Below are 26,779 nucleotides of genomic sequence, written 5' to 3'. Positions count from 1 at the left end.
CTCACGGGCTCAGCACCAGGTGGACGCGCTGGCCTTGTCCATCCAGGGCCTGCACCAGCACGCTGAAGTCGTCGGCGAGCGCGAGCGCCCTCAGGACGCGGTAGCCGGCCTTCTTCAGCTCCTCCGGCAGCACCTCATCCAACCGCGTGGCCGTCTTCCCGTCGGGCGAGGCGAGGAAGGGCACCTGCGTCTTGCCGTCCTCGGCGGTGGCGGCACCCAGCACCCAGCCTCCGTCGTTGATGGCCACGGCCTTCGCGGACACGGCGCCCTTGGGCATCGGCAGCCACCGGGCCTCCTCCTGCCGCGACCAGATGAAAGGACGGGGGCGCTTGTCCGAATCGAGCGCGGTGCCCACGAACGCCCCCACGTCGTTCAGCGCGGTGACCTCGGACTCGTTGTCCAGCAGCACCTTCACGTCCTTGCCGTAGACGCGCGCGGCGCGGAGCCCCTTCTCCGTCTCCAGCGTCACCGCCACCTCCCCCAGCGCGTTGAAGAGGACGCGGCTCGGAAGCAGCTCGGACAAGCCGGAGTGCCTGGCGGGCCCCACCTCGTCCACGCGGTAGATGCTCTTGCCGTCGTTCGGGTCACGCACCAACAGCGTGCCGTGTGCGTTGGCCGTCACGGCCTCCCAGCCTTCCAGCCACTGCTCCGCGCCCGCCTTCACGTCCTCCGAACGGAGCAGGAACGCGTTGGGGCCCTTGGAGGTGTATGCCGTGCCGAAGATGTCCCCCGTCGAGTTGACGCCCGCCACGCGCGCCTGCTGCGCGCCGAGCACCTCGTTCAGCCAGTACGTCTCGCCCTTGCCCGTCAGCAGGACGTCCGACTCCGCCTCCTTGTACCGGGCAATCACCGCCCCACCGTTGAGCAGGTGCGCGGGGGCGTAGAGCGAATCGATGAGGTACCAGCGCACGAAGGGGAAGACACGCACCAGGCACTGGCGCACGCCCACCTTCACGCTCTTCCGGACGCCGCCCGACGCGCCGTAGACGACGGTGGGCCCCGTCCAGTAGGGCGGCAGGCGCAGCGTGAAGCGCGCGGAGCGCTGGCCCTCGGGGACGCGCACGGGCAGCACGCCCACGCTCGCGTCCACGCTCATCAGGTCCACCAGGATGCCGCCGGTGGGCGCGGGGCTGCTGAGCACCACGTCGCCGGACAGCTCGCTGGGCCCCGAGGACGGGCAACGGCTGCTGGGGGTGACAACCGCCATCGACGACAGCCGGGGGCGCGGGACGCCGCCATACGCGACGAACTGCTTCACCTGGACGTCCTCCGTGAAGTCGATGTCGAAGATGAAGGTCTTGTAGCCGCTCACCTTCGCGCTGGAGCCAGGCGCAAGGGTCAGCTCCACGTTGTGGGGGCAGGCGGCGCTGTCACAGTAGGGGTCATCCGCGCCACGCACCTGCCGGGCGTAGGCCTTCAGCGTCCCCCGCACACGCGTCACGTAGGTGGAGTCCCCCAGGTTGTAGCGGCTGGGCAAGGTGTCATCGAAGGTCCAGGTGATGACGTTCCCGGAGCGCGAGCCATACATGTGCAGCACCAGGTCCGAGTTGAGACCGAACTGCCGCGCCGGCACGTTGAGATTCAGCGTGTTCGCCGCCTTCGGCAGCAGCCAGTAGCCGGTGGCGTAGTCATTGCCTTTCACGCGGATGCGCGCGGCGTTGAGCCGGATGTTCGTGCCGCGCCACACGTCGTCCACGACGTCCGCGTGGGCGGCCTGCGCCAGGAAGAAGCCAAGCAGGGCCAGGGGCAACAGCCCGTTGAGACTGCGTTTCATGAGGACCTCGACTGCGGTGGGTGGGTTGAAGCGAAGGGGCTCAGCCGCCGCGGCTGGCCGAGGCCTGGGCCATCAGCGCCATGACGCGGGCCCGGGTGGCGGGCTGCTGGTCGGGACGGACCGAGAGGGCCTGGAGCATCCGGAGGACGGCGGCGCTGTCGTCCATGCGAGGGGTGAGGACGTTGAGCAGCGCGGCCTCGGCACCCGGCGCCAGTTGCCCCGCCACGACCCAGCCGCTCAGGCGCTCCAGCTCGGGTGCGCCCAGGGTGCGGGCATTCAGCGCGTCCAGCAGCGCGCCTTGCACGGCACGCGCTGGCTCGGACATCAGCGCGTCCAGCAGCATGCGCGTGGCGGCCTCCTGGGGCGCGGTGCGCAGGGCCCCCGCGGCGGCGGAGCGCACCTCGGGCGCCTCGTCACGCAAGTGGGGCGACGCCAGGTCCATGACGCGCTCCGTGCCGCTGTTGCCCAGCGCGCGCAGGGAGTGCTCCAGCGACTCGGCGTTGTCCGCGCGTGCCAGGGCGTCCTCCAGCGGGCGGAGGAACTCGGCCACCTCGGGGCTGCCCTTGGGCAGGCGGGAGACGACGGCGCCCAGAGCGTAGGCGGACGCGCGCTCGGCGCCGACGTCACCGGCGGTCCGGGCCTCCGTGTTCATCCGCGCCAGCAGCCGGCCCGTCTCGGGCTCCGGCTCGCGGAGGAAGCCCGCGCGCTGCACCATCAGCCCATGCGCGCCGGCATGCTCGCGGGCCTCCGTGGAGACAATCAGCTCGCGCAGCGTGGCCTGGGCCTCGGCGTGCCCCGCGCCGGCCAGCAGGTCGAGCATCAGCTCGCGCATCGCGGGAGACTTGCCCTTCTGGAGGAACAGCTGCCCCAGCTCACCGGCCCGGTGGGGCTCCAGCTTGAGCGCGGCGATGGCCCGCCGCGCGAAGGTGCCCAGCTCGGGAATGGCGCCGGGGTCGGTGGCGGACGCCAACACCTGGAGCGCCGCGTCCACCGTCATGCCGTCGGCCTGACTGGTCGTCAGCGCCAGCTCCTCGTCGCCCTCGAAAGCCACCTGCGACGGCGCGAGGACAATGGACTTGTCCTCCGTGGCCGGCGGCAGCGGCTTCTGCTGACGCGTGGAGAACGCGAGGCGCAGGCGGACGCGTCGCGACATCAGCGGGCGGCCATCGGTGTGCGTGACATCCAGGATTTCGTCGTGGGACACCCCGGCCAGGAAGCCCTCCGGGTCCCGGTCGAAGTGCGTGAGGGAGCTCAGCGTCTGGCGGAAGGACGGCGCCGTGGCGGCGGCGCGCAGGGACTGATAGCGCGCGCGGCGGCGCGTCAGGCGCGCGTCCTCTCCGTCGAACTGGAAGCGCGCCTCCACCTCGCCCGTCTGCGTGGACTCGACGGCGCTCCACTCGGCGGCGTCGCGCAGCTCCGTGGGGAACAACTCCGCCGCCAGCGTCTGCGCGACCTGGCGGAACAGGGGAGGCTCCGCGTCGGAGAAGCGGACGGCCACGAGCGCGCCCCGGGCGTCCAGCTCCAGCCACGCCGAAGCCGTCTGGGGCAGGTGCGCCTGCACGGCCGCGGCGTCGGGGAAGAGCGCCTGGCCGGAGAGCGTCGCGCCGTGCCGGTCCAGTCGCTTCACCGCCAGCCGCACGCGCGCGCCATTCGCGCGGACCTCCAGCGCCTGGAGCGTCAGCTCACCGTCCAGGCTCAGCGTTCCGTCCATCGTCTGGGGCGCATCCCCCTGCTGCGGAACGGGGAGCGCCACGCGCTGCAGGTCGTTCCAGACGAAGTGGTACGTGCGCTCCTCCCCCACGGTCCACCGGTAGAGCGGCAGCCGGGAGGCGCTCACGGGCGCGGCGGCCACCACGGCTTCCGGCGCGGCGTGGTGGAAGTAGGACCAGACGGGCACCGCGCCCACGAACAGCAAGGTGGTGGTCAGCGCGGCCGTGCGGACGGCGAGCCTCGAGCGACGCATGAAGGACTCCAGACAGATGAGGGAGAAGGAGCGCCGCGGCGGCGGATGGGCACACCGCGGCGGCGAGGAGCCCCCGGCTCGCGTCAGGCACGAGCCAGGGGGTGCGACGGATTAGTAGACGCGGACCAGCGGCAGCGACTTGGACTCGTTGTAGATGTTCCAGGTGTTGCCGAAGCCGTTCCAGCTCACGATGGTCGTCTCGCCCTTCAGGAAGAGCAGCTCACCGAAGAGCTTGATGCTGCCGTCCAGGAAGCGCAGCTCGATGTCGAGCTTCGACGACGCCCGCAGGAACAGCGTGTTCGGGTTCGTCGGGTGCGAGGGCGAGCTCAGGTAGAGGCCGATGTCGCCGTAGAGCGGCACGTTGACGCGGGCGATGACCAGCTCGCCCTTCACGCCCACCTGGAGGCCCGGAATCCCGATGCCCACGGACGCGAAGCCCTTGACCGAGGCGAACGGGGTGATGGTCCCGTACAGGTCCACGCCCAGCAGGTCTTCAGTGCAGCTGCGGGTGACGGCGCCGCCAATGTTCAGCTTCACGCCCGTCTCCGCGGACAGACCGCCCTGCACGGTGACGGGGACGAACACGACGACGAAGGTCGTGGAGGCCTTCGCGACGTCACTGTCGAAGACGGGCTTGCCCTCATAGAAGGTGACGCGCAGCGGGTAGTGCTTGTCGTGGCTGTAGAGGGAGGTGCCCAGCACGCGCGCGTCCAGCTTGAGGCGGATGCCGTTGCCTTCCGTGCCAGCCTCGCCGCTCACGTGCGCCATCTCGTGCCGGGTGGGACCGAACACATTCGCATAGGCGTTGAACTCGCCGTAGAGCCGCACGTCGCTGTCACACCAGGCGCCCAGGGCCTTGTTGCTCAGGCCCGAGCCCGGCTGGACATACTCCCAACCGGCCACGTAGTCGTAGCCACCACCGAAGGTGTCGCCACCCGCGTAGCCACTGTCGCTGGCCTCTCCCCCGTGCCGCACCGCTCCCGTGGACGGGTTCGTCGGCACGTTCAGCCCGTGGATGTGGGCGCCGTAGATGGCGATGTACTGCGCCAGCAACGACGAGGAGAGCGTGTAGTCCTTCCGGTCCAGGCCCTTCACCTTGAGCTTGTCCGCGTTGCGCACGAAGCTCTCCAGACCGAAGTCGTTGCCGGTCAGGAAGAGGCACGCCTGCAGGTCGGCCTCGCGGCGCGGGGCCATGGCGGCCTCCAGCATCGTCTTGTAGCGGCGGGGGCTCCAGTCACACACCGTGGGGCCCTGGGTGTCGAGGCAGCCGTCCTTCTGCGCCTTGACCAGCGACTCCTCGATGGCCTGGTCCAACCCGTACAGCCGCTCCGCGGTCAGCTTGTCCAGCTCCACCGTCTGGTGGTCGCGCGAGCGGAGGACCTTCGAGGCCTGCTCCCACTCCGCGTAGACGGCGTCGCGCTGACGCAGCAGCGCGGTGAAGGACTCCTGCTCCACCTGGTAGTGGTTGAGCACGTCATCCGCGATGTGGCTGAACTGCTCGGCCTGCTCCTGGTGCCAATGGTCCGACGGGGCGACCCAGTTGCGCGCCTCCACGTTGTTGGCCAGCTTCGCCGCCTCGGACTTGAAGACGTAGCCGTCGGTGCCCTTCGGGTAACGGCCGGGCGTGAAGCGGAAGTACGCGTTCTTCGCCGTGCGCTGCCCGTCCCAGATGGGCGCCAGCTTCTCCTGGTCCCGGCTGTAGAGCACGCGGTGCGCGATGCCGTCCTTGCCGAAGGCGCCGTTGAAGAAGGCGCGGTAGTCGTCGCCGTACCGGCCCGCCTGCCGCTCGAAGCGGCTGAAGCCGAGGTATTTCTCGTCGACGAACTCCTGGCAGGACGTCACCTGCGTGCCGTCCTTCTCCCAGCTCCGAATCCGGGACAGGTAGGCCTGCTCGTCCTTCGTCAGGTTCTCCAGGTTCTTGCGGTAGAGAATCTGCCCCTTGAGCACCTGCCCCATGATGCTCTGGTCCATGCCCTGGAAGCGCGTGCGCTTCGGGACGTGAGGCTCGTAGGCCACCGTGTCCACCCCGCCACCCAGCTCCTCGGGCAGCAGCGCCACGCGCTTGGGAGCAGCCTCCCAACCGGCCTTCCACTGCTGCTCCACTTCCCCCTGGCAATACGCGTCGTGGACGCTGCCGCAGCTGCTGGCGCGGTAGTCGGCGTCCACGCACTGCTGCAATGTGGGCTTGGGACAGTCCTGCGCGAAGCTCGCGGGCGCGGCCAGCACCGTCGCGGACAAGCCCGCCCAACGCAGCTGGCGGCGTAGCTGTTTCGTGTGTTTCCGCTGATTCATGTAACGCATCGTCCTTGTTGAGGGACCGGCTCCGGGCTCGGCCCGGCGGAGGCCCAGAGCACGGCGCGTGCCGGAGGCGCTCCACCCGCGCTCCAGAGGGAGGCCACGGGGAACGCGAGGACACGCGGGCAACAAGGGGATGCGAGGTGTTGTCTGCGAAGCTACGGGCGCGGGTGGCGGCAGGGCCACCCGCGCCCTCACGTCAAAGCGGTGCTACTGGATGGAGTAGGCCACCGTGCCGCTGCAGCTGCCGCTGGAGTAGCAGCCGACGCGCATCTGGTACGTGCCCGCCGCGGGCGCCGTGAAGGACACGTAGGACAGCAGGCTGCAGGAGTCGTCGTTGGCCGCCACCTGGGTGTTCGTCGCCGTGTTGAACAGGCGCAGGTAGGTGTCGCCCGTGCCCGCGGCCTGCGGCAGCGAGCAGGTGCCGAAGGACAGCGTCTGGCCAGCCGCCAGCGTCACGCTGACGTTGGTGGTGTTCTGCTGCGCGCTGTTGGTGTTGGTCACGTTGAAGGTGAAGGTCTTGACCGGCGGGGGCGGAGGCGGCTCGGTGGTGCCGCACAGGCGCATGCTGCCCGCGACGGCGCAGTACGCGTCGATGGCGGGACGCACGTAGGTGATGGACTCGCCACCGCAGCCCGTGTCGGTGCACTGGTTCACAACGTTGCAGCTGCCCTGGCTGACGTAGTCCGTCACGCCCCGGACCAGGATGCCGGCCACGGTGACGCCGTTGTTCTCATACACGCCCGAGCCCGAGTTGCCACCGAAGGTGTCGGTGTTGGCGACGAAGTAGTCCAGCGTGCCGGCGCGGGCGTCTCGCACCCAGCCACCGTCGTCAATCTTGAACGGGATGCCGCTGCCGGAACCAATCACGGACACGCCCGTGTTCAGCGGCAGGGCGGTGTTGCCCGGACGGATGGGCGCCGGCTCGAAGCGCGGCGTGGCCGGACGGTCCAGCCGGACGACGGCGAAGTCCAGGTTGCGGCCGTTCACCGTGCTCTGCTGACGCGCGACGATGGACTGGCAGGAGAAGATGTCGGCCGTGGTCACCGTCTGCAGTGCCGTCGCCGACGTGCGGTAGAAGTTGAAGACGAAGCGCGTGTTGGCGCAGGCGGACGCGCTGGTGATGCAGTGCCCCGCGGTGAGCACCAGGTCATCATCGATGAGCGTACCCGAGCAGAAGGCCGGCGTCGGGTCATTCAGGAAGCGCTGCGTGGAGCAGAGGTTGTAGGCGCTCTGCAGCGTGCTGCCATTGAAGGTGACGTTGTTGGGATTGGAGGCGTTGAAGTCCGACGGACTCATCAGCGCCACGGTGGACTTCTCGGCCCGGGTCCGCAGTGCGGACGCCGGATAGGCATAGACGTCCGTGCGGTGGTCCGTGCCATAGACAACGGGATTCTCCTGCGAACCCATCTCGGGGGACTTCTCACCGGAGGGCTCTCCTTCGGGCGCCGGGCCGCAGGCCGCGACAGAGAGGGTACACAACAGCGCGCCGAACAGCTTTCTGCGAGAGGCGGTACGGGTGATGCGCATGGGCGACCACTCCTAACGATGAGGGCCCGCCGGAAAGGGCGGGCAAAACCACTCTACGCCCGGCTCTGACGCGATTTCATGTAATTCAAATTTAAGCAGATTAACCAGACAGACACATCGAAATTTTCTTGTCTATCTTCACTGACCGTATGCATCCTCGAGTATCGCGTCGCTGCGCGAACCCGCGGCCTTGGCGGCTTCGACATCCAAACCCTCGCCATGGCCTCGGCCACGGCCCTCGAACATCAGTGATTCGCCATTGAATGACGCGGTGCGCGGGCACGACGGCAGCTTCAAACCGGAGCGCAGCAAGTCACACGGCACCGAGCTCGCGGTGTCGAACGTCGCGTCGCCGTCCGTCTCCGCGCGCAGGTAGTGCACCCGCCCCGCCTCGAAGCGCAGCGACACCAGCCCGCGCCCCAACAGGCGCTCCACCTCCGCGCGGGGCCGCGCCTGCCGCCAGGGCTCCTCCCCGCCCTGGGAGAAGGTCAGCCACTTGCGCCACTTCAGCGGCGCCAGTCCCAGGGCCTTCGCATCCTCGGACCGCACGCGCACGGTGCCGCGGAAGGCCTGACAGTGCGTGGTGTCACAGACGGGGCGCCCCGGGTGACGGCTGTGGCCATGTTGCTCGTTGTGGGCCACCACCCGCGCCAGCGCCACGCGAGCCTCGCCCGTCAGCGTCACGTCCTCGGCGGACACCACGCCCGCCGCGTATTGCAGACGCGTGGTGCGGAAGACGAAGTCGGAGCCGCGCCGCGCCTTCATGGCGCTGGGGGTGGTGGGAACGCCCGGCGGCGGCCGGTACGGCGGAGGCTCGGAGGTGATGAAGACGCCCGCGTAGTCACGGCCCTCTTCCGGGCCACCGGGAAAGCGCACGCGCCAGGGCGCGCCCAGACACACGGCCGCGCCACGCTGGGTGAGGGATGCCAGTGGTGCCCAGGTCTCCGCGCCCGCGCGCGGCACACCCTCCACCAGTGCGAAGCCCGCACCGGAGCACCGCGCCTCCACGTCCCCCGGTGGAAGCAGCCCCAGCACCTGCACGCGCGCGGCCTCCAGGCCAGCCTGCTTGCGCGCGCGCGCCAGCGCCTTGGGCACTTCGTCCGCGAACTGGCGGGGCATCGCGCCGGGCCGCACCACCACCGCCACCAAATCCGGGTCCACGGCGGCAATCCAACCGAACTGGGGCCGGCTCGCCGCGTCGCGCACGGTGCCCGTCTTGGTCGCCACGCCCACCAGTGACTTCGACGCGGGCAACTCCGCCAGCGTGCCGCGCGCGGCATTGTCCGCTAGCAGCGCCACCACATCCGGCCGGGCCTCCGCCAGCAGCCGGTACGCCTGCGCCACGCCCCAGGGCGACACGGCCAGCGTGGAGCGAAGCCCCGTCGCCTCCGCCATATCCTCCGGCAGGCCCGTCAGTCCCACCGCGGCCAGCACCGGTCCCCACGCGCCGAAGGCCCGGGGCGCCGAGCCCCGCGCCTCCCAGTCCAGGAAGTAGCCGTTGCACGAACGCAGCAGCGCGGTGCGCGCGTCCACCTTCGCCGGCAACCCCGCGCCGCAGGCCCACTCCGGCACGCCCGGGCGCGGCGGCAGCGTCGGGTGCTCCGCGCCCGCCACGTACAGGAAGGGCTTGAGCACCGAGCCGTACGGCAGCGCGCGCCGCACGTCGCCCTCCGAAAGCAACACCTCTCCCGAATGGCGGCTCACCACCACCGTCGCGGGCCGGGCCTCGCGTACGCCCACGCCCGCCAGCTCGTCGATGGACAGCGGCGACGCCCATCGCGCGCCGTCCTGGCACTGCCGAAGCCTGCGCGACAGCGCCGGGGAAAAGCCCGTGGACTCGTTCAGCAACCGCGCCAGCGCGCGCCGGGCCCGGGGCGTGTCCACCTCCGGCGCCGCGGCCAGCTCCGACGCCGCGCGGGACAACGACAGGTAGGGCCCCTCCTTCCACGAGGGCAGCTCGCCACTCACCGCGACGGCGAAGGCTTCGTGGAAGAGGCGGTCCTCGCTGGACTGGGGACACGCCCACCACAAGAGCTGGTGTGCCAGCTCGTGCCGGAGCGCCAGCCGCAGCCGCTCATCCAGCACGCCCGGCCTGTTCTGCCGAAGCTCCACCAGCCCCGGGCGCCCCTGGCCGTTGCGCTGGGGCGTCAGCGCCGCGCCCTTCTGGAGGACGATGGAGGCCGGGGGCTTCGCCGGCGCGCCTCTGGCCTCCTGGACGTAACGCGCCTCCAGCGCCGTCCAGGCGGCCTCGGCCTCGCGGCGCAGCCCTGCCTCGGGCGTCACGTCGCCGCGAGTGACGAAGGTGGGGGTGGCCGCGAGCAGCACGGCCACCGTGACAGCCAACCCCATGGACTACAGGTCGCCCAAGCGCTTCTTGGAGGGCACCACCTTCAGCGAGTCCGCGGCCGTTCGCCCGTGGATGCTGGCGGCGTACATGTCCTCGATGTGCGCGGGCGGCGCGGAGAAGGTGCCAGCGAACTGCGCGCGCAGCACGTAGCCCACGGTGCGCGGGCTGTCGCTCCACCAGGCCGGCTCCTCGAAGAAGAACGTCGCCCGCTCCGGGTTGAGCACGCGGCGCTTGAGCGCCTCGGGCACCAGCGGCAGCGAGTGCGGCGGCCCACGGAAGGCCTTGTCCTCCTGGAGCGGCACGAAGCCGGCGGGCACCGCGTCCTCCACCACGTAGTACGCCGAGCGCACGCGGTTGTCGCCGCGCGCATCCAGCGTCAGCTCCACGTAGACCTCCTCGCCCTGGGACACGGTGTCGCCCGCGCCCAGCCGCACCTTCCCGCCCTCGCGCAGCACGTAGTAGGCGCGCTGGATGGACATGCCCTCCGCCTTCGGCTGCACGGCGGACAGAGGGGTGCGCGTGGTGGCGCGCAGCGTGGCCACGCCGTCGAAGCCGCCCACGTCCACGGTGCGCGTGCCCGGCGCCAGCACCGCCACCAGGCCCAGACCGCGCGGGGCGAACTTCACCGGCGTCTTCACGCCCTTCACCTCGGGCGCCTTCATGCCCTGCATCGCCTTCGCGTCGCGCTCCAGCAGCCACAGCGAGTGCAGCAGCGCGGTGCTCCGGTCGAAGGTGGACAGGTCAGGCTCGGACAGCAGCTCCAGGATGCGGCGGCGCGCGCGGGTGATGTCCAGCGTGCCGAACGAGGCCGCGTGCGCGGCGATGGCCGTCATGCCCACGCGCCGCAGCGGGAAGCGGAAGAAGGCCTCCGACTGCTCCAGCGGCTGGCCCGGCGTGAGGGCGGCCAGCGTGGCGTAGCCCTGCGCGCTGCGCGCGACCAGCGCGTTGATTTGAGTCTGGAGCGCGGGCTCCTTGATGACGCCGGCCTTCTCCGCGGCCAGCACCGCCAGGGCCAGCGGGTACAGGTCCCCGCCCTCCGCGCCCTGCACCAGCGCCCGCACGCGCGCGGCCTGCTTGGAGCCCTCCAGCCGCGCCAGCACGTAGGCGCGCGTGGCGTCGTACTCGGGCGGCAGGCCCTCCTGCGCCTCCAGCCAGCGGGCGCTCTCCACCAGGCGCGGGTCGGCGCGGTCCACCAGCCCCGCCTCGGCGGCGTAGGCCAGGCCGTCCAGCGCGATGAGCGTCAGCGGCAGGCTCGGCGTCTCATAGCCGCCAAACCAGGTGAAGCCGCCGCCCTTCACCGACAGGTCGAGGATGCGCGCGGTGCCCTGCACGGAGCGGCTGCGCGCCTCCGCCAGCAGCGCCTGCGTGTCCGTGTCCAGCTTCGCCAGCGCGCCCGCCTTCTGCAGCACCTGGTACACCGCCACGTTGGGCACGGTGGTGGACACCAGCTGCTCCAGGCATCCGTAGGGATACGTGAGCAGCTCGCGCACGTTGGACAGCGCCGCGTCGACGATGGACGGCTGGAGCACCAGCTCCACGCGCGCCAGCGTCGCTTCCTGAGGCGCGGGCACCTCCAGCGCGCCGCCGCCCCAGGCGCTCACCTTCACCTCGTCCTCCACCGCCGCCGGGCCCACGTCGAAGCGCTTGAGGTCCCTCAGCGGGTCCTTGCCGCCCGCCACATTCACGGTGAGCTGCGCGGCGCCCGTGGACGCGGCCTTCAGCGTCAGCGGCACCACCTGCTCACCGCCCTTCGCCAGCTCCACCTTGTGCTCGAACTGGTCCGCCTTCAGCGCGCCCAGCGACGCCAGCTTCACGTCCAGCAGCTGGCTGGCCGGCGACTTCTCTCCCGCCGACAGGCGCACGGAGGCGAGCGCCTCGTCGCCTTCGCGGAGGAACTGCGGCAGCGCGGCGTAGAGGTTGAGGCCGCCGCGCGTGGCGAACTCGGAGGTGCCCTCGCCGAAGCGGCCGGAGGTGTCCGCCGCCACCGCCGTCACCACCCACAGCGTCTGGTTGGAGGGCAGCGTGAAGCGCACCGTGGCGCGGCCATCCCGGTCCGTCACCACCGTCGGGTCCCAGTGCGCGGTGTCGCGCTCCAGGTCCTTCGTCTGGCGGCTGGGCGGCTTGATGGAGGCGAAGGCGTGGTCCGGCAGCCCCGCCATCTTCCGCGCCAGCGCCTCGCCGTAGCCGTAGCCCTGGAACTCCGAGGAGAAGAAGTTGGACACGTTGTTGCGCGCCGGCGGGTAGAAGAAGTCCAGCACCTTGGGCCGGAACTCGCTCTGGATGGCGTAGACGGCCTTGTCCACCACGCCCACGGACAGCTGCGCCACCACGCCGCGGCCCTCGTGGTCCACCACGCGCACGTCGATGCTCTGCTCGGTGAGCGGCGGGGCCTCCGCGCGCCGGGGCTGCAGCTCCACCGTGAGGGTGCGCTCGCGCGGAATCACCCGGAAGGCCACCGTGCGCTCCTCCCAGCGGCCCGTGGCCGTGGGGTACGCGACGGACGCGTACACCGCGCTGCCGAAGCGCTTCTCCACGTTGAAGCTGTGCACCAGCGTGCGGCCCGTCAGCTCCACTACCTGCGTGTCGTAGAGCGAGGCGCCCGACAGCGTCACCCACACCGGGCCCGCGTCACGGCCGCCCGAGCCCCAGCTGTCCGGCATCAGCGCCACCAGCTTCGCGGTGTCTCCCGGCGCCAGCGTCCCGGACAGCGAGGCCAGCGTCAGGTTGGGCACGCGCGCCACCGGCTCGTCCGCGCCGCCGATGACGAGCAGGGACTCCTCGCCCTGCCACGTCTCACCGTTCTTGTCCTTCACCACCACGCGCGCCAGCACGGTGCCCACGTCCGAGGTGGGGACCTTCTCACGGTGCGTGCCATCCGCCGCCGTGGAGAAGGAGCGCTTGCCCAGGCTCTTCTCCGAGCCATCCGCCGCGCGCCGCACGAACTCCACCTCGCCCTGCGTCACGCCGTAGGGCTTGCCCGACAGCGTGGTGGCGCGAATCGCCAGCGTCGCGTCGCCGCTCTTGGCCACCACCGCGTCGGAGTAACGCGCCAGGCCCAGCACCTCCACCTTCGACAGGAAGAAGGCGGACGTGGCGTTGGCGAAGGTCTCCTGGTCATCGCGCGCGCGCACGGTGAGCGAGTACCGGTACGGCAGCCGCTCCTCGCCAGCGGCCAGCGCCGGCACGGCCACCTCGATTTCAGCCTCGCCGTTGGCGTCGAAGCCGCTGGCGCTGGACCACGGGTCGTCATAGGCGCCGCGCGCCTCCACGGAGGAGTACAGCCGCTCCGGCACGCTCAGCTTGCCCTCCGTGCTGGAGGCGCTGCCGTACGTCACGTCGCTGCCCTGACCGCCCTTGCCCGCGTCATCCACCCAGGCGGGCGCGTCCAGCAGGCTGCGGTAGAGGAACACCTCGTACTTCGTGGCGTCGGGCGTCCCACCGGCATAGCGGCGAGCGCGCACCTTCGCGCGCAGCGTCTGCCCGGGCACCACCGTCTCCGACGCGGGCTCCATCTCCAGATAGAAGGTGGGCTTCACGTAGTCCTGCACGCGGGCCTCGCCCTGGTGCGGGTGGCCGTCCACCTCCGCCTCCACGCGCAGCACGCCGGTGCCCAGGTCCTCCGGCACCTTCAGCGTGCCGTGGAAGGCGCCGAACTCGTCCACCGAGGCGCGCGTGGTCAGGGCGCGGCCCTCCTGCGAGACGAGCTTCACCTGCACCTGGCGCTTCTTCGGCGTGAAGAGGCGCGCCAGGAAGGTGTCCGGCTGGCGCACCACGCCGCGGAACTTCACCTCGTGGCCCGGCTTGTAGATGGGCCGGTCGCTGTAGATGAACACGTCCGGCGCCACCGCCAGCGCGGAGTAGAAGTCCGTGTCGACAATGGCCGTGTCCCCACCCGCCGTCGCCGTGGCGATGACGCGCGGCTCCGACACCTCCAGCGTCACCTCGCCCTTCGCGTTCGTCTTCCCCACCGGGCCCTTGCCCTTGGGCAGGTACACCTGCACCTCGGCGCCCTCGCGCGGCTTCTGGTCCCGGCCCGCCACGCGCACCAGCACCTGGCCATCCGTCTGCTTGAGCTGCACCGTCAAGTCACTGACGACCAGCACCACCTGTCCCTCCACGCGGCCCTGCACCATCTGGAGCACGTAGGTGCCCGCGGGCAGCGGCGCCAGCGTGACGCGGCGCTCCTGGAAGCCGCTGGGGCCACTGGCGTTGAAGCCGGGGACGTTGAAGTCCCGCTCGGCGCCGCCCAGGTCCAGGTTCAGCCACTGGCTGCGCGCCACCGTGAAGCCGGGCGGCACGCCCACCAGGCGCTCCGGTCCCTCGGCCACCTTGGCCAGCGGCTCGCCCGAGCCCGACGTTTGCGGCGAACGGGGCAGCACCTCTCCCACCTCGTCGCGGAACGCGGGGTTGAGCGTGTCGAGCAGGAACATGCCCGGCGTGCGCACCGCGTTGAAGCCCCGGCTGAGCGCGCGGCCCGGGTTCTTCAGCGTGGGCGGCGTCTGGTACGCGCGACGCAAATCTCCCTGGGCGCGGATGAAGGCGTCCAGGTTCTCCGGCTTGAGGACGCGCAGCTCGACGGGGCCCTTGTCCTCGAAGGCGACGTCCACCGCCACCGGCTCCTGGGTGCCATAGGAGCGCGGGACGGTGATGTAGAGCGGCTTGGCCAGGGCCACGCCGGACAGCATGAGCGCGGACAGAGCCGCCAGTCGGATGAGGCACTTCATGACCCGAAACCTCCAGGAACCAGCGAATCGCCCTGCACGGTGCCGCGCAGGCCCAGGTACGGCAGCGACTCCAGGTCGCTCCGCGCCGCTTCGATTTCCGGGGGCGCCGCGCTCGGCATGGGCGCGTTGCGGCTGACCCGGAACTCGGACAGGTAACCATCCATGGTGAGCCCGCTGAGCAGCCGGCCCGTGTTCACCCCAAAAGCCACCGAGGTGGGCGCGCGCAGCCCCGCCACCACCGGGCCCGCGGCGTTGAGCATGTTGGGCTGCTGACCCGCGCACGCCTTGCGCAGGCGCTCCAGCTCCGCGTCGTTGGACGCCAGCACCACGTGGTTGCAGTGGGTGCCGCGCACCAACCGGTTGTAGCCACCGGAGAACAGGCCCTCTAGCGCGGCTGCGTCGTCGGTGCGGCCCCACAGCACGGCCAGCTCCACGGGCAGCTTCGCATCACCGCGCGGCGTCCACACCAGCGCCACCTGGCGCGTGCGCGTGGGGCCCTTGCCGCCGCCCTTCTCCCAGTACGCCTTGAGTGTCTCGGGGTCCAACGACTCCGGCAGCTTGAGCTGGAAGGCCAGCAGCACCGGCGTGTCCTCCGGCACCAGCTTCAGCAGGTCGTCGGACAGGGGCGCGGCGTCCAGGCGCGCGGGGCCGTCCAGCAGATCGCCCGCGATGCCCCGGCCCACCAGCCGTCCCGCCTCCACGCCGAACTGGAGCCGCGTGCCCGGGGCCAGCCCCACCACGCTCGACAAGAGCTGCACCTCGCGGCCGTAGGCCTCCGGGTCGTAACCCAGCTCCACGTCCACGCCGTCCTTCGCCTTCAGCTCCGGCAGCTCCGCGCACAGGCCGTGGAGCACCGCCACCGGGTGGCGCGCGAGCACCAGCCTGTCTTTGAGCCGGCCCGCCCACAGCGTCTGCTCCGCCACCAGCCAGCGCTTCAGCTCGAAGGTGCCTTCCGAGCCGCCGCCCGGGCAGTGCGGCGCCGTCATGCCGCCGCGGCTGGCCACGCCGTCCAGCGCCTCGTACGCGGACGTCGCGGCGCGGCCCGGCTTGGGAAGGATGAAGGCCGGCGTGCTGGAGCGCGCGTCACCGGCGAACCACGTCACGCGGAAGGGGGCGTCCAACAGCTGCCCCGCGAAGAGGTCCAGCACCGCGCCCTTGAAGCCCGCCTGGAGGTCCTCGCCGGTGGAGCCGAAGAAGGCGGCCCACGCACCGATGAAGCCCTGGCCCAGCGGCTTCTGGAGCTGGTCGCGCAGCCACACGTTGGCCGCCAGCGCATCCCGCACCTTGCCCGGGTGGTGCACGTCCACCCAGAGGGCGGAAGGCGCGGCCGTGCCGGGCACCTCCAGCGCCGTCATCGCGGGCGCGGGCAGGCCTTCCACGCCGGCGCCCGCGCTGGGCGGGCCCTTGCGCTCGCCGCCGAGCAGGTTCGTGACAGTGCCACCGCCGTCGCCTGACTGCCCGCTGCGCCGGCCCAGGAAGAAGGCTCCGGCCACGGCGCCGCCCACGAGGACGGTAACCACGCCGATGAGCAGCGCCTTGGGCGGGCCACTCTTGGGAGACGTCATGACATCCACTCCTTGAAACGGAAGAAGCCGAGGAAGGAAGCGTTCTGCGGCACCGGGCGCCACTCCATCGGCGCCTCGGTGGCCAGGTGGTGGAGGACGCCGGTGCGCACCGCGGCGCCCTTCTCCCCCGGGTGGTAGACGACGCGCGCGGGCGCATGGGCCCGGTCCTCCGGGCGCACCACCAGCATCAGATGGAAGATGGGGCCCGCGTCCTGCTCCTGGCGGAAGGCGAGCACGTCGCCGGTGCGCAGCGACTCCCGGGTGGCATCGTCACGGCCCAGGAGCTGGAAGCTGTGCTGGAGCAGCACCTCCGCGTCCGCGAAGTCCGACGGGTGGCCCCGGCCGTCACGCCACAGCGGCGTGGACAGGCGGTCCGGAGCCACCTGCTTGTAGGCGGAACGGAAGGCGAAGCGGATGAGGCCCGCGCAGTCACGCTGGTCCGGATGCCACGCGGCGTCCTGCTTGCGGACCTGGGCCAGCGCCACGCGCGCCACCAGACGACGGAGCAGCATGTCGCGCGTCTCGGGCGTCGTGGCTGCCTCCGCGTCGGGCGGCCTCGCGTCCGCTGCCGCTGGCGCGGAAGCATGGGACGGCGCCGCAGGCGAGGACGCGTGGGTCCGCACACTGGCCGCGCCGGACGCGGACGGCGCCGACACATGAGGCCGCACGCCAGCCGTTCCGTTCGCCAGAGGCGCGGATGCATGGAGCAGCAGGAGCACGGGAAGGACGCGGCGCATGGACGTGGAGGCCCTGAATGACGGAGGCGTCAGTACTCGCCTTCGCCGCCGCCATCCCCATTGGACTGGAGCGCCTTGAGGGCCTCATCCAGATTCTTCGGCCACGCGGCGTGCTTCGGACGCGGGTCCTGCGAGGGCACGTACACCTCCGCCTGCCCGCCCCCGAGCACGTTCACCCAGGCCAGCACGCGGGTGGTACCCGGCGTGGCCAGGGGGATGCGCACCATGCGGCGAATCTCGTTCGGCGTGCCCTCGAAGAGCGACAGGTTCAGCGTGGCCACGGTGTGGGCCTTGTCACCGCTGGGCCAGTAGTTGGTGGCCACCAGGTACACGCCCTTGGGCGGCGCGCGGTGGATGTAGAGGTACGGGCCATACGCGGGCTGGTCGAAGTCACCGCCCTGCGAGTTGAGGAAGAAGGTGCCACCGGAGGGGCTCGCGGTGTCGGCCCAGTACACGTGCGCCATCTTCTGCACGTCCAGGGTGTCACCCGCGGCGCTGGCGTCGGTGGGCTCGTACAGGTGCAGGTCGGTGTAGACGCCGTCGGTGTCGCTGGTGAGCACCACCTTGAAGGGCACCGGCGGAATCTGCGCGTAGCTGGTGGCCTGGGTGCGCGCGGTGCCGGCCTGGTTGGTGGCCATCACCGTGACGACATTCTTCCCGCTGGCGGCGGGGAACTTGCGGCTGAAGCGCCCGCGGTACGTGCGCATCAGGTAGCGGTCGCCGTTGATGGACACCACCACCGGGTCAATGGTGGTGTCGCTGACGGTGCCCTCGATGAGCATCATCCGGTCCACCGTCCAACCGCCCGACGGCGCGGTCAGGGTGACGACCGGGAGCGTCTTGCCCTTGCCAATGGGCACGCCCTGTTGACGGGGATTGGAGGCGGGCGTCTGCGCCAGCAGCACGGCGAGGAGGACAGGCAGCATCACGCGTCCTTGATAGAAGGAGGTCCGCGAGCGTTCGCGGGCGGACAGACTGCGGCAGCAGTGCCCTCCTTTTCAAGTCGCCTGCCAGCCTCCTGGGCGGCCTCTCCCTGGCAACGTGCGCCGGACGTGTGGGCGGCGAGCCACGCCTGGCTGCCTGCCCGTGTGGCGGCGGCCACACCTTCCCAACTTTCGAGAGGCGCCGCACGCGGTGGGAACCCAGACCCACCGCGTGCCGGCAATCCCTCAGGACGCCGTCGGGCTCTGCGCCTCGGCTGCTGCCGGCGCGGCCTGCGCTTCCTTCGTCTCCTCGGCCGTCTCCTCGGCCTTCTCCTCGGACTTCTCCCCAGCGCCACTGCTGGCACCAGCCGACTTGCCCGCGGCAGGGGCTCCCGGAGGAGGGGTCCGCTTGGCGGCGGTGGCGGCCTGACGAACCAGCTCGCGGGCCTTCTGCGCCACCTTCGGCGTGGGCGCGAGGATCATGAACATCAGACGCCCTTCCATGCGGGGCATCTGCTCCACGACGGCCACGTCCTTCAGGTCCTTGGCCACGTCGTCGAGGATGGCCGTGCCCTGCTCCTTGTGCGTGATTTCACGCCCACGGAACTGGATGACGACCTTCGCCTTGTTCCCGTCCTCGATGAACCGGCGGGTATTGCGGACCTTGAACTCGTAGTCGTGCTCTTCCGTCTTCGGACGGAGCTTCACTTCCTTGAGCAGGACCGTGACCTGGGCACGCTTCGCTTCCGAGGCCTTCTTCTTCTCCTCGTACTTGAACTTGCCGTAGTCCATGATCTTGCAGACCGGAGGACTGGCCATGGGGCTGATTTCAACGAGGTCCAGCCCCTCGGTCCGGGCGCGATCCAGGGCCGCCTCGAGAGGCATGACCCCGAGCTGGCTACCGTCAGACCCGACGACGCGGACCTCACGGGCACGGATACGGCGATTGGTTCTCTGGTCGCGGCTCCCGCCGCGGCTGCTTCTCTGTTCGCGAATGATGGTGACTCTCCTCCGAATTGGGTTTCAGGCCTGCCCACCTAAAGGTGTGGCAGGCAGGTCCGCGACAACAAGGGACCGTACACACATGTGAAGCGCCCCGCCCTGCTTGGGACCCACGCCTGGCAGTGTAACCCGCGGGCGCAGGAGTGCATCCCAGTGCCCGCTCGCCCGGTAGGAAGGGGAGCCCTGGGTGAACTTTCCTCTTTGGGAGACGGTAACGCCAGAGATAACGCCCGGCCCGTCCACCTGCCGTGGAACCATGCCCCCAATGTACCCCCCCAAGGGCCATCTGGGGGCGACACTCCAACTCGACCCGGGGGGCCGGAAATTGCCGGGTGGGAAACAGACGGGCGTGGACGGAACGTTCCTTCCAGCCCGGACCCGGACCCGGAGTCACGGCAGGAGGCCCACGCCCCGCTCTGCCCACTCGCTCCCCGGGGCGGTGCGCAGGTCGTCCACCGGCGGGGGCAGCCGCTCCCAGACGGCCGGATGCTCCGGAGGCACCTGCTCCGTGCTGGCGGAACGGGCCCGGTAGAGCTGCCCGTCATACATCACCAGGCGGCCGGCCGCGTAGGTGACCGGGGGCATCCCGGGAGCCAGGGTGGCCCGGGCCGTCCACAGCTCCAGCGCCCGGGTGGGCGTGCCCGCGTCGCCGCCGCCGTCCGGAAGCACGGTGCCGCTGTCCGCCGGCCCGGCTTCCGAGGCATCCGAACACGCCGTGGCAACGAGAGCGAGGAAGGCGAGGACCACGACACGTCGGTGCATGGGTGGTGCGCCTGAGAGGAGGTGCGCTTCGGCGGGTGTCTCCCGTGAGAGAGTCGGCCGTCTCCGCATCGGAGTTACACCATGAGTCCGCCCCCTTCGCCCATCTCCGCCGTGATTGCAGGACTGCTCGAAACGCTGGCCCGGGAGGACCGCTCCGTGGCCACGCCGCCCGCAGCGCGAACTTTCGATGAAGCCGCGCGGGCGCTCTACGCCATCGCCGGGCAGACGCGGGCCGCGCACTTCTCGGTGTGGGCGGACACGCTCGAAGACGGGCAGGACGCCGCGGGCATCAGCCTCTTCTTCCATGACATCCCCGACACGTCGGCACCACCGGGGCTGCTCGGCGCGGAGAAGCGCGTGGTGCGGCAGGCCCTGGACCTGTCGCTCCACGGGCCCCTCACGGAGGCCATGGCGGCGCTCGCGAAACGCGGCGCCGATGCCCGGCGGCCCGACCGGGGCAGCGTGCCATTCCCCTATGACGCCAGCAGCCCGGAGGTGGAGTTCCGGGTCGTCTTCCAGCCGGGCGCGCTGGGCCCGTGGGTCATCTCCGTGGCCCGGGACCCACGGACACGGGACGCGTTCCCCTCGTTCGCCTCGCTGCCCCTGTCCGCCGAGGAGGCCGACTTCCTGTCGGAGCGCTTCCTCCGGCTCGACTCACTCTTCCAGGGGCAGCTGGTGCTCTTCACCGGCGCGCGCGGCTCGGGGCGGACGACGTCGCTCCACGCGGCCATCGAGGCACTCCCGGACGGTGTGCGCGGACTGGCCGCGTTGGAGACGCCCCGCGCCACGGACCTCCGCTTCAGCATCGTCCAGCCCGGAGGTGAGATGACGATGCCTGGCACACTCCGCGCGTTCCTGAGGCAGGACCCGGACCTGGTCTTCGCGGACGAGGTCCGCACGGACGAGGAACTGCAGATGCTCATCAACGCGTCGCTGACAGGGCACGGAACGGCAGGCGTGCTCGAGGCCCAGACGCCCGAGGCCGCGCTCCAGCGGGTGCGCGCCGCGATTCCCAGCGTTCCCGTGTCGCCGCTCCTCGTGCATCACACCGTGGACGCACAGTCCGGCGCACGCATGGTGGCGCTGTACCGCGTGGTGGAGGATGGAACGACCCCCGCGCGCATCGAGCGCTGGCGGCCCGACTGAACGCCATGCGTCCGCTGGCCCACGCAGGCGGCCAGCGGCGCTCGCACGGAACGCGGCGGATGTGCGAAACCCGGGGGATGAAGCGTCACGCCCCGGCCACGGAACGCAATCGCGAGCCCCTGCTCGCTGTCCTCCGCGAAGTCCTTCCCGCCTCCGGCAGGGTGCTGGAGGTGGCCAGCGGCACCGGCCAACACGCGGCCTGGTTCGCCCGAGCCCTCCCCCACCTCGTCTGGCAGCCCACCGACGTGGACGCGGAGTCGCTGGAGAGCATCGAGGCGTGGCGCACCGAGGAAGGCCCGCCCAACCTGCTGCCGCCACGCCGGCTCGACGCGAGCGCGGAGTCCTGGCCGGAGACGGCCGTGGACGTCATCCTCAACGTGAACATGATTCACATCTCCCCCTGGGCGGCCTGCCAGGGATTGATGCGAGGCGCGGGCCGGGTGCTGACTCCCGGCGGGCTGCTCGTCCTGTATGGCCCCTACTTCGTCGAGGGCCGCGAGACGGCTCCCAGCAACCTGGAGTTCGACGCCTCCCTCCGCGCCAGGAATCCAGCGTGGGGCGTGAGGTCGCTGGAAGCCGTCACCGCCGAGGCCGCCCTGCATGGCCTGGAGCGCGAGCGCGTGGTGGACATGCCCAGCAACAACCTCACCGTGGTGTTCCGCAAACCCCGTCCTCCGGTGTCCCCGCACTGAAGGCCGCCCGACACCGCGCTGGCTGAGTGCGGACCGCCGCACACGCCCGCAGCGCAGGAACCCTTCACGCCCGACACGCACGCCACTACCCCCATCCCGTGGCGAGACGTGGGCGGGAGAGGGGGGCACACCATGCCGGACGCACCAGCGAAGGCCCGCGCGCCGGAGGACGTGTTGTTCGCCTCGGCCTTCCGTGACCACGAGACAGGGGCCCGGAGCCGTCAACGCACGCTGATGCTGGTCCTGGCCGTCATCGGTCTGCACGCCGCGGCGCTCATCGGCGCGGCCTCTTTCTGGCACGGCACACCGCGACGGCTCGAAGGCGAAACCACTCGGGGAGAAGTCCTCGTGCTCCGCCTGACCGCCATGCCACCTTCGGCTCCCGAGGGGGACGTCACCGGGCCAGCCCCCGCGCCCCCTCGGCCCCGGACCGCGCGCAGGCCTCGCCCCTTGCGCGCCCCCTTACCGCCGCGCACCGCCGCAGCACCGCGCGCCTCCGAACTCGCGGAGCCGCTGTCCGTCGGGCGCCCCGCCGGCATCCCAGCCCATGGCCGTGACAGCCTGGCGGGCCGCGCCGTGGCGGGCATTACCCAGCGCGCCCTGGGGCCAGGCCTCCCGGGGTTGCTCGTGGAGCCGCCGCCCGCCACGGCCCCCGACAACCGCGAGGACGCGGCCCGGCGCTACTTCGAACAGATGTTCCGCGACCGCTTCGAGGACGTTCCCTACCCCCACGAGGCGCGGATGGCGGGCATCGAAGGGTCCTTGGTGCTGCGCATCTCCGTGGGCGTGCAGGGCCAGCTGGTGGCCCTGGGGGTGCTGGGCCCCTGCCCCCACCCCCTCCTGTGCGAAGCCGCGCAGGAGGCGGTGCGGCATGCCGCGCCCTTTCCTCCGCCTCCGCCAGCGCTCGGCGACCGGGTCACCGTCGAGCTGCCCTTCAACTACCACCTGGAATGAGCGCGCGTTCGAAGCCGCGCTAGCCGGCGCGCATCCACCCTTCGCGCTCCAGCAATCCGGCCACGCGGGCGGCCAGCTCGTCGCGGATGCGGTGGACCAGGACGTCCGACTTGTCCTTGGGGTCCTCCAGCGGCCAGTCCTCGCGCTGGAGCCCCGGCACCTGGGGACAGGCCTCGCCACATCCCAGGGTGATGAGCCATTGCGCGTCCTGGGCCAGGTCGTCCGTGAGCAGGCGGGGCTTCACGTCGTGCAGGTCGATGCCGATGTCCCGCATGGCCGCGAGCACTTCGGGATGCACCTTGTCGCCAGGCTGCGTCCCCGCGGAGACGGCGCGCGCCTTCTGGGGGTCTACCATCACATTGAAGAACGCCTCCGCCATCAGCGAGCGGCCAGCGTTGCGTACACAGGCGAAGATGACCTTGTTCATCAGACGTCCAACTCCATTCCTCAAAGGTTCACGCGCCCCTCCCCGCGCGAAGCGACTTTCGTTGTATTCAATCGCTTGCATATCTCACGGACGGCTGGCCGCAAAGGGAGAGGCCGGGCGGACGGAAGGCCACACGCGCCTACCTTTGGCGGGCGCAATCCATTGCGCATGTGAAAAACGCCTGCAACTGCAACGCGGGGCGCAACCAGGGTGCGCACGCCCGCGCGGAGGCAGGCATGCATCGGTTGACTCCGCCATGCAGAGCGTGCCGCCATGGATGTGGATTGTCTTCTGGGCCGTGGTGCTGGTGTTGCTCGCGGTGGACTCCGTGCCCCCTCTACAACTCCAACGCCTTCGCCATCATGGGGCTGCGCGCGCTCTACCTGGTGCTGGCGGGCACCGTCGGGACGCTGCGCTACCTGCACTACGGCCTGGCCGGGTGTGCTGGCCTTCGCGGGGCTGAAGATGGTGCTGGAGCCGTGGCTCCACGTCCTGCCCATGACGTCCGTGCTCATCATCGTCACGCTCATCACGGGGGCGGCGTGGGCCAGCCAGCGCGCGCGGCGGTGGGAGGCACGCGCGGCGGCGGCGTCCCGGCCCGGCGCCCCCGTGGAACGGGAGGCCTGAGCCGGGAACGCCCATGACACGGCGGAACGGCTACTCCAGGCCCGCGGCCTGACCGTCGGCGCCGGCACCACCCAACACGAAGCCGTCGAAGGCCACGTTGGCCATCAGCTCCACGCGCTCCTTGTGCTTCTTCAGCAGCGCCACGTTGGCGGCGGCCGCCTTCTTGGACTCCTCGGACAGCGGCTGCTCCTCGTTCGCGTGGGTCTCCTCAATCGTGTCCAGCGTCTCCTGGAGCTGCGCCCGGGCCTCCTCCAGCTGCGCGCGCTCCTCGTCGGCGAGCGAGTCGTCCGCCAGCCGCTTGTCGACCTCGGCCAGCTGCGTCACCATCATCTTCCGGCCCTGCTCCGCCGCGGCGCCAATCTGGTCCAGGCTGTCGGCCACCATGGAGGCGTAGACAGTGGTGGTGATGCTCTGGAACTCGGCGGGCGACATCCCCTGCGCCTTGAGGCCGGCGATGTACGCCTTGCGCACGTCCGCCATCAGCCCCATGAACAGGCCCGCGGCGTCCACGGCCGCGTTGAAGCCCGGCTTCTCGTCACCGTCGCCCTCGTGCTGGGCCTCGAACTCCTTGGACTTCACCTCGAAGGCCTTGAAGGCCGGCAGCGCCGACTCGCGCACCGTCAGGTAGGCCAGCAGCCGCTGCTCGTCCAACGGCAATACCTGCCCCTCCGGGGGCGCCTTGAATGGATTGCTGGCGTTGAGCTGTGTCAGCTCCTGCTCCTGAGCCTGCATCGCCTGCATGGCTTCGATGCTGCCGCCAAACTTGTTCTTGGCCCAGATGCCACCCGCCAGCATCAAGCCGATGCCCGCCAGGATGAAGACACCGCAGCCGATGCCCAGTCCGATGAGGACCTTCTTCATGAAACCCTCCAGGGAAGACGTGTCACCACGGACCCAGTGCTAGCCGGGCTGGGCCCCCTGGAGCAAGCGTCACGGTGTCACGGAGCGTCGACGTCCGGGCGAGCAGGCGGCATGGGCTGGCGGGGAAGGCGGGCCTGGAACGTGGTTCCCTCCTGCTCCGTGGAGTGGACGCGGACCGCGCCGCCGTGGGCATCCACGATGTGCTTCACGATGAAGAGGCCCAGCCCCAGTCCGCCCCGGGCGCCTTTGCGCTCCGGGCGCTTCATCGGCTCGAACAGGCGGGTCCGAAGCTCCGGCTCAATGGGCCCGCCCGCGTTATGGACGGTCAGCAGCACGTCATCGCGAAGTCCATGCGTGCGGATGCGCACCGGGCAGTGCTCCGGGCTGTAGCTGAGCGCGTTGTTGACCAGGTTGGTGATGACCTGCGCCAGCCGGTCCGCGTCCCACAGCCCGTAGCCGTCTCCCCGGCACTCCAGCTCCAGCGTCCGCTCCGGGCGGGTGAGCCGGACCTCCTCCACCACTTGCCGAGTCAGCTCGTGCAGGTCCAACCACTGGGGCTCCATGGGAATGCCACCGCCCAGCCGGGCCTGCGTGAAGTCGAGCAAATCCCTCAGCATGCGCGTGGCGCGCTCGGCGCTGGAGAGGATGCGGCCCAGGCCCTTGCGGAGCCGTTCATCCTGGCCTTCCCGCCGCAGCAGCGCGGTGGCGGACATGCTGATGGCGGCGAGGGGGTTGCGCAGATCGTGGCTGACGATGCCGATGAGGAGCTGCTCGAACTCCGCGCGCCGCTTCGCCTCCAGCTCCGTGGCCCGCCGCTCGGTGATGTCCTGCATGGCGCCCACCATGCGCACCGCGTGGCCCTCGGCGTCCCGGACCACCTGCCCCCGGTCGGCGACCACGGCCCAGGTGCCATCCCCGCGCAGGAAGCGGTACTCGTCCGCCCAATGGCTCGCGCCCTGGTCGATGACGGCCTGCATGTCCCGGGCAATCCGCTCGCGGTCCTCCGGATGGATGTGCTCCGTCCACCACGCGATGTCCCGCGGCGGGGCGCGCGAGGCCAGCCGGAACTGGGCGGCGGCCAGCTCACTCCACTCGACGGTCCCCGCGTCCAGGTCCCAGTCGTAGATGACGTCGCTGGTCGCCAGCGTGGCCAGTCGGTAGCGCATCTCCGACTGGCGCAGCACCTCCTCGGCGCGCCGCCGCTCGCTGATGTCCAGCGACACGCCCGCCACGCTCATCACGCTGCCGTCGGGCCCGATGACGGGGGAGACGCCCGTCATGAAATAGGAGCCCGCCATCTCCACCTCCAGGGTGAAGGACTGCCCCTCCTGGGCGCGCATCGTGGCGGCCACGAGGTCCGGCCGGTCGCGGTACACGTCGAACGCGGAGCGCCCCACGTAGGCGCCTCGCTCCAGCCCCAGCGCGCTCAGCCGCTCGCCCTCGAAGAGGGTGATGATGCCCTGCGCGTCCGTGGCCCAGAGGATGACGGGCAACTGGGTGACGATGCGGCGCAGGTGCTCGCGGGCCTCGTCCCGCTCGCGCTCCAGCCGCTTCGCCTCGGTGAAGTCAGTGGAGAAGCCGCACACGCCAACGACACGCCCCTGCGCGTCCGGCAGGGGGAACTTGAGGGTCTGGAAGACGTGCAGCCCGTCGATGAGCGGCACGTGCTCATCGATGGTGAGCTGCTGGCCGGAGTCCAGCACCTGCCGGTCATTGCCGGAGAAGGTGCTGGCGACCTCCGCGGAGAACAGGTCGAAGTCGGTGCGCCCCATCACATCGCGCCGGAGCTTGCCGGAGGCCCTCTCGAAACCGTGGTTCACGTAGAGGTACCGGCCCGCCGTGTCCTTGGCGTAGATGAGCGTCGGTGCGTGGTCGAGCAGCCCGTGCAGCCAGGCCCCCGTCGCCCGCGCGGTGCGCTCGTCCTCCAGGGAGGACTGGCCCACCGCCTCCGCCAGCCCCGCGTCGAGCACCTGGGCCAGCGCGCGCAGCCCCGCGAGCTCGGGGACCCAGCCCACGGCTTCCAGGCTCTCGAGGATGGCCTCGCGCAGCGCGCCATACTCGAGCACCAGCGAGCTGATGCTGAAGCCCGCCAGGTAGCGCTCACGTCCATACTCACGGCCCAGGGCGCGAGCCTCCGCCAGCCGCGCCGCCATGGAGGGGATTCGGAGCAGCGCCCCGAGCCGCCCCACGAGCTTGTGGAGGCCCCCCGCATCCGCGCTCGCCAGGGGCGCGAGCGCTCCGAGCGCGGCGCCCACCCCCGCCATCAGGCGCCGGATGATGTCCTCCCGAAGGACCTCCAAGACGTCCGGCAGCGAGAGCGTCGGCGTGACGCTTGGACTCATGCGCGCGCCTTCGTGGTCGATGATTGCCCTGGCATGTCCTCACCAGCCCCCCAACCAGGAACGCCCACCCTCTCCATGCGGGCCGCGCGTGGCTGTTACCACTGGGAT

General features: G+C 70.9%; 18 protein-coding genes. 4 read left to right on the top strand and 14 right to left on the bottom strand.

Annotation, left to right across the window (positions count from 1 at the left end):
- Position 1 precedes the first annotated feature (1 nt).
- The 11 genes from OZ403_RS03015 to OZ403_RS02960 all read right to left on the bottom strand — a co-directional run bounded on the left by OZ403_RS03015 (position 2) and on the right by OZ403_RS02960 (position 19,622).
- Positions 2–1,774 (bottom strand): hypothetical protein, encoded by a 1,773-nt coding sequence (locus OZ403_RS03015; protein ID WP_268783430.1) that lies wholly within the window; start codon positions 1,772–1,774, stop codon positions 2–4.
- A 40-nt stretch (positions 1,775–1,814) separates the two neighbouring features.
- Positions 1,815–3,737 carry a HEAT repeat domain-containing protein gene (locus OZ403_RS03010; RefSeq protein ID WP_268783429.1) on the bottom strand — a complete coding sequence of 641 codons (1,923 nt, stop codon included), beginning with the start codon at positions 3,735–3,737 and terminating at the stop codon, positions 1,815–1,817.
- A gap of 111 nt (positions 3,738–3,848) precedes the next feature.
- Positions 3,849–6,029 (bottom strand): hypothetical protein, encoded by a 2,181-nt coding sequence (locus OZ403_RS03005; RefSeq protein WP_268783428.1) that lies wholly within the window; start codon positions 6,027–6,029, stop codon positions 3,849–3,851.
- Positions 6,030–6,242: 213 nt separating this feature from the next.
- On the bottom strand, positions 6,243–7,562 hold the full coding sequence (locus tag OZ403_RS03000) for a trypsin-like serine protease (protein ID WP_140787044.1): 1,320 nt from the start codon (positions 7,560–7,562) through the stop codon (positions 6,243–6,245).
- Positions 7,563–7,700: 138 nt separating this feature from the next.
- Positions 7,701–9,911 carry a SpoIID/LytB domain-containing protein gene (locus OZ403_RS02995; RefSeq protein WP_268783427.1) on the bottom strand — a complete coding sequence of 737 codons (2,211 nt, stop codon included), beginning with the start codon at positions 9,909–9,911 and terminating at the stop codon, positions 7,701–7,703.
- 3 nt (positions 9,912–9,914) lie between these two features.
- Positions 9,915–14,633: an MG2 domain-containing protein gene (locus tag OZ403_RS02990; RefSeq protein ID WP_140787041.1), complete on the bottom strand. Its 4,719-nt coding sequence runs from the start codon at positions 14,631–14,633 to the stop codon at positions 9,915–9,917.
- Positions 14,630–16,198 carry a hypothetical protein gene (locus OZ403_RS02985; RefSeq protein WP_268783426.1) on the bottom strand — a complete coding sequence of 523 codons (1,569 nt, stop codon included), beginning with the start codon at positions 16,196–16,198 and terminating at the stop codon, positions 14,630–14,632. The genes OZ403_RS02990 and OZ403_RS02985 overlap by 4 nt, the downstream gene beginning before the upstream one ends.
- Positions 16,195–16,935: a DUF1175 family protein gene (locus OZ403_RS02980; protein WP_140873128.1), complete on the bottom strand. Its 741-nt coding sequence runs from the start codon at positions 16,933–16,935 to the stop codon at positions 16,195–16,197. Before OZ403_RS02980 ends, OZ403_RS02985 begins: the two co-directional genes overlap by 4 nt.
- 29 nt (positions 16,936–16,964) lie before the next feature.
- The gene (locus OZ403_RS02970) at positions 16,965–17,861 is read right to left on the bottom strand and encodes a DUF2135 domain-containing protein (protein WP_140787036.1); all 897 of its coding nucleotides are present in this window, start codon (positions 17,859–17,861) and stop codon (positions 16,965–16,967) included.
- 243 nt (positions 17,862–18,104) lie between these two features.
- The gene (gene infC, locus OZ403_RS02965) at positions 18,105–18,857 is read right to left on the bottom strand and encodes a translation initiation factor IF-3 (protein ID WP_140787035.1); all 753 of its coding nucleotides are present in this window, start codon (positions 18,855–18,857) and stop codon (positions 18,105–18,107) included.
- A gap of 393 nt (positions 18,858–19,250) precedes the next feature.
- Positions 19,251–19,622: a hypothetical protein gene (locus tag OZ403_RS02960; protein ID WP_237077994.1), complete on the bottom strand. Its 372-nt coding sequence runs from the start codon at positions 19,620–19,622 to the stop codon at positions 19,251–19,253.
- An 81-nt stretch (positions 19,623–19,703) separates the two neighbouring features.
- Here OZ403_RS02960 and OZ403_RS02955 point away from each other — a divergent pair, with 81 nt between their 5' ends.
- From OZ403_RS02955 to OZ403_RS02945, 3 genes are all read left to right on the top strand, one after another.
- Positions 19,704–20,768 carry an ATPase, T2SS/T4P/T4SS family gene (locus tag OZ403_RS02955; protein ID WP_140787033.1) on the top strand — a complete coding sequence of 355 codons (1,065 nt, stop codon included), beginning with the start codon at positions 19,704–19,706 and terminating at the stop codon, positions 20,766–20,768.
- Positions 20,769–20,845: 77 nt separating this feature from the next.
- Positions 20,846–21,460, top strand: a complete 615-nt coding sequence (locus OZ403_RS02950; protein ID WP_140787031.1) for a DUF938 domain-containing protein — start codon at positions 20,846–20,848, stop codon at positions 21,458–21,460.
- Positions 21,461–21,592: 132 nt separating this feature from the next.
- Positions 21,593–22,414: a TonB family protein gene (locus OZ403_RS02945; protein WP_268783425.1), complete on the top strand. Its 822-nt coding sequence runs from the start codon at positions 21,593–21,595 to the stop codon at positions 22,412–22,414.
- 19 nt (positions 22,415–22,433) lie between these two features.
- Here OZ403_RS02945 and OZ403_RS02940 read toward each other — a convergent pair whose 3' ends face one another.
- Entirely contained in the window at positions 22,434–22,841 is a 408-nt protein-coding gene (locus OZ403_RS02940) for an arsenate-mycothiol transferase ArsC (protein ID WP_140787028.1), read from the bottom strand.
- Between the two features lie 441 nt (positions 22,842–23,282).
- On the opposite strand from OZ403_RS02940, the gene OZ403_RS02935 reads away from it, so the two are divergent.
- The gene (locus OZ403_RS02935; protein ID WP_162521040.1) at positions 23,283–23,468 is read left to right on the top strand and encodes a hypothetical protein; all 186 of its coding nucleotides are present in this window, start codon (positions 23,283–23,285) and stop codon (positions 23,466–23,468) included.
- A 30-nt stretch (positions 23,469–23,498) separates the two neighbouring features.
- Here the strand turns inward: OZ403_RS02935 and OZ403_RS02930 are convergent, their stop codons facing one another.
- The gene (locus tag OZ403_RS02930; RefSeq protein ID WP_140787027.1) at positions 23,499–24,329 is read right to left on the bottom strand and encodes a hypothetical protein; all 831 of its coding nucleotides are present in this window, start codon (positions 24,327–24,329) and stop codon (positions 23,499–23,501) included.
- A 77-nt stretch (positions 24,330–24,406) separates the two neighbouring features.
- Positions 24,407–26,671 carry a PAS domain-containing sensor histidine kinase gene (locus tag OZ403_RS02925; protein WP_140787025.1) on the bottom strand — a complete coding sequence of 755 codons (2,265 nt, stop codon included), beginning with the start codon at positions 26,669–26,671 and terminating at the stop codon, positions 24,407–24,409.
- Between the last annotated feature and the right edge of the window lie 108 nt (positions 26,672–26,779).

Origin of the sequence: Myxococcus sp. NMCA1, assembly GCF_026810205.1 — a bacterium.
In the GTDB taxonomy this organism is placed as follows: domain Bacteria; phylum Myxococcota; class Myxococcia; order Myxococcales; family Myxococcaceae; genus Myxococcus; species Myxococcus xanthus_A.
Note: the sequence above shows the minus strand (reverse complement) of the source record. Positions and strands in the feature narration are given on the sequence as shown.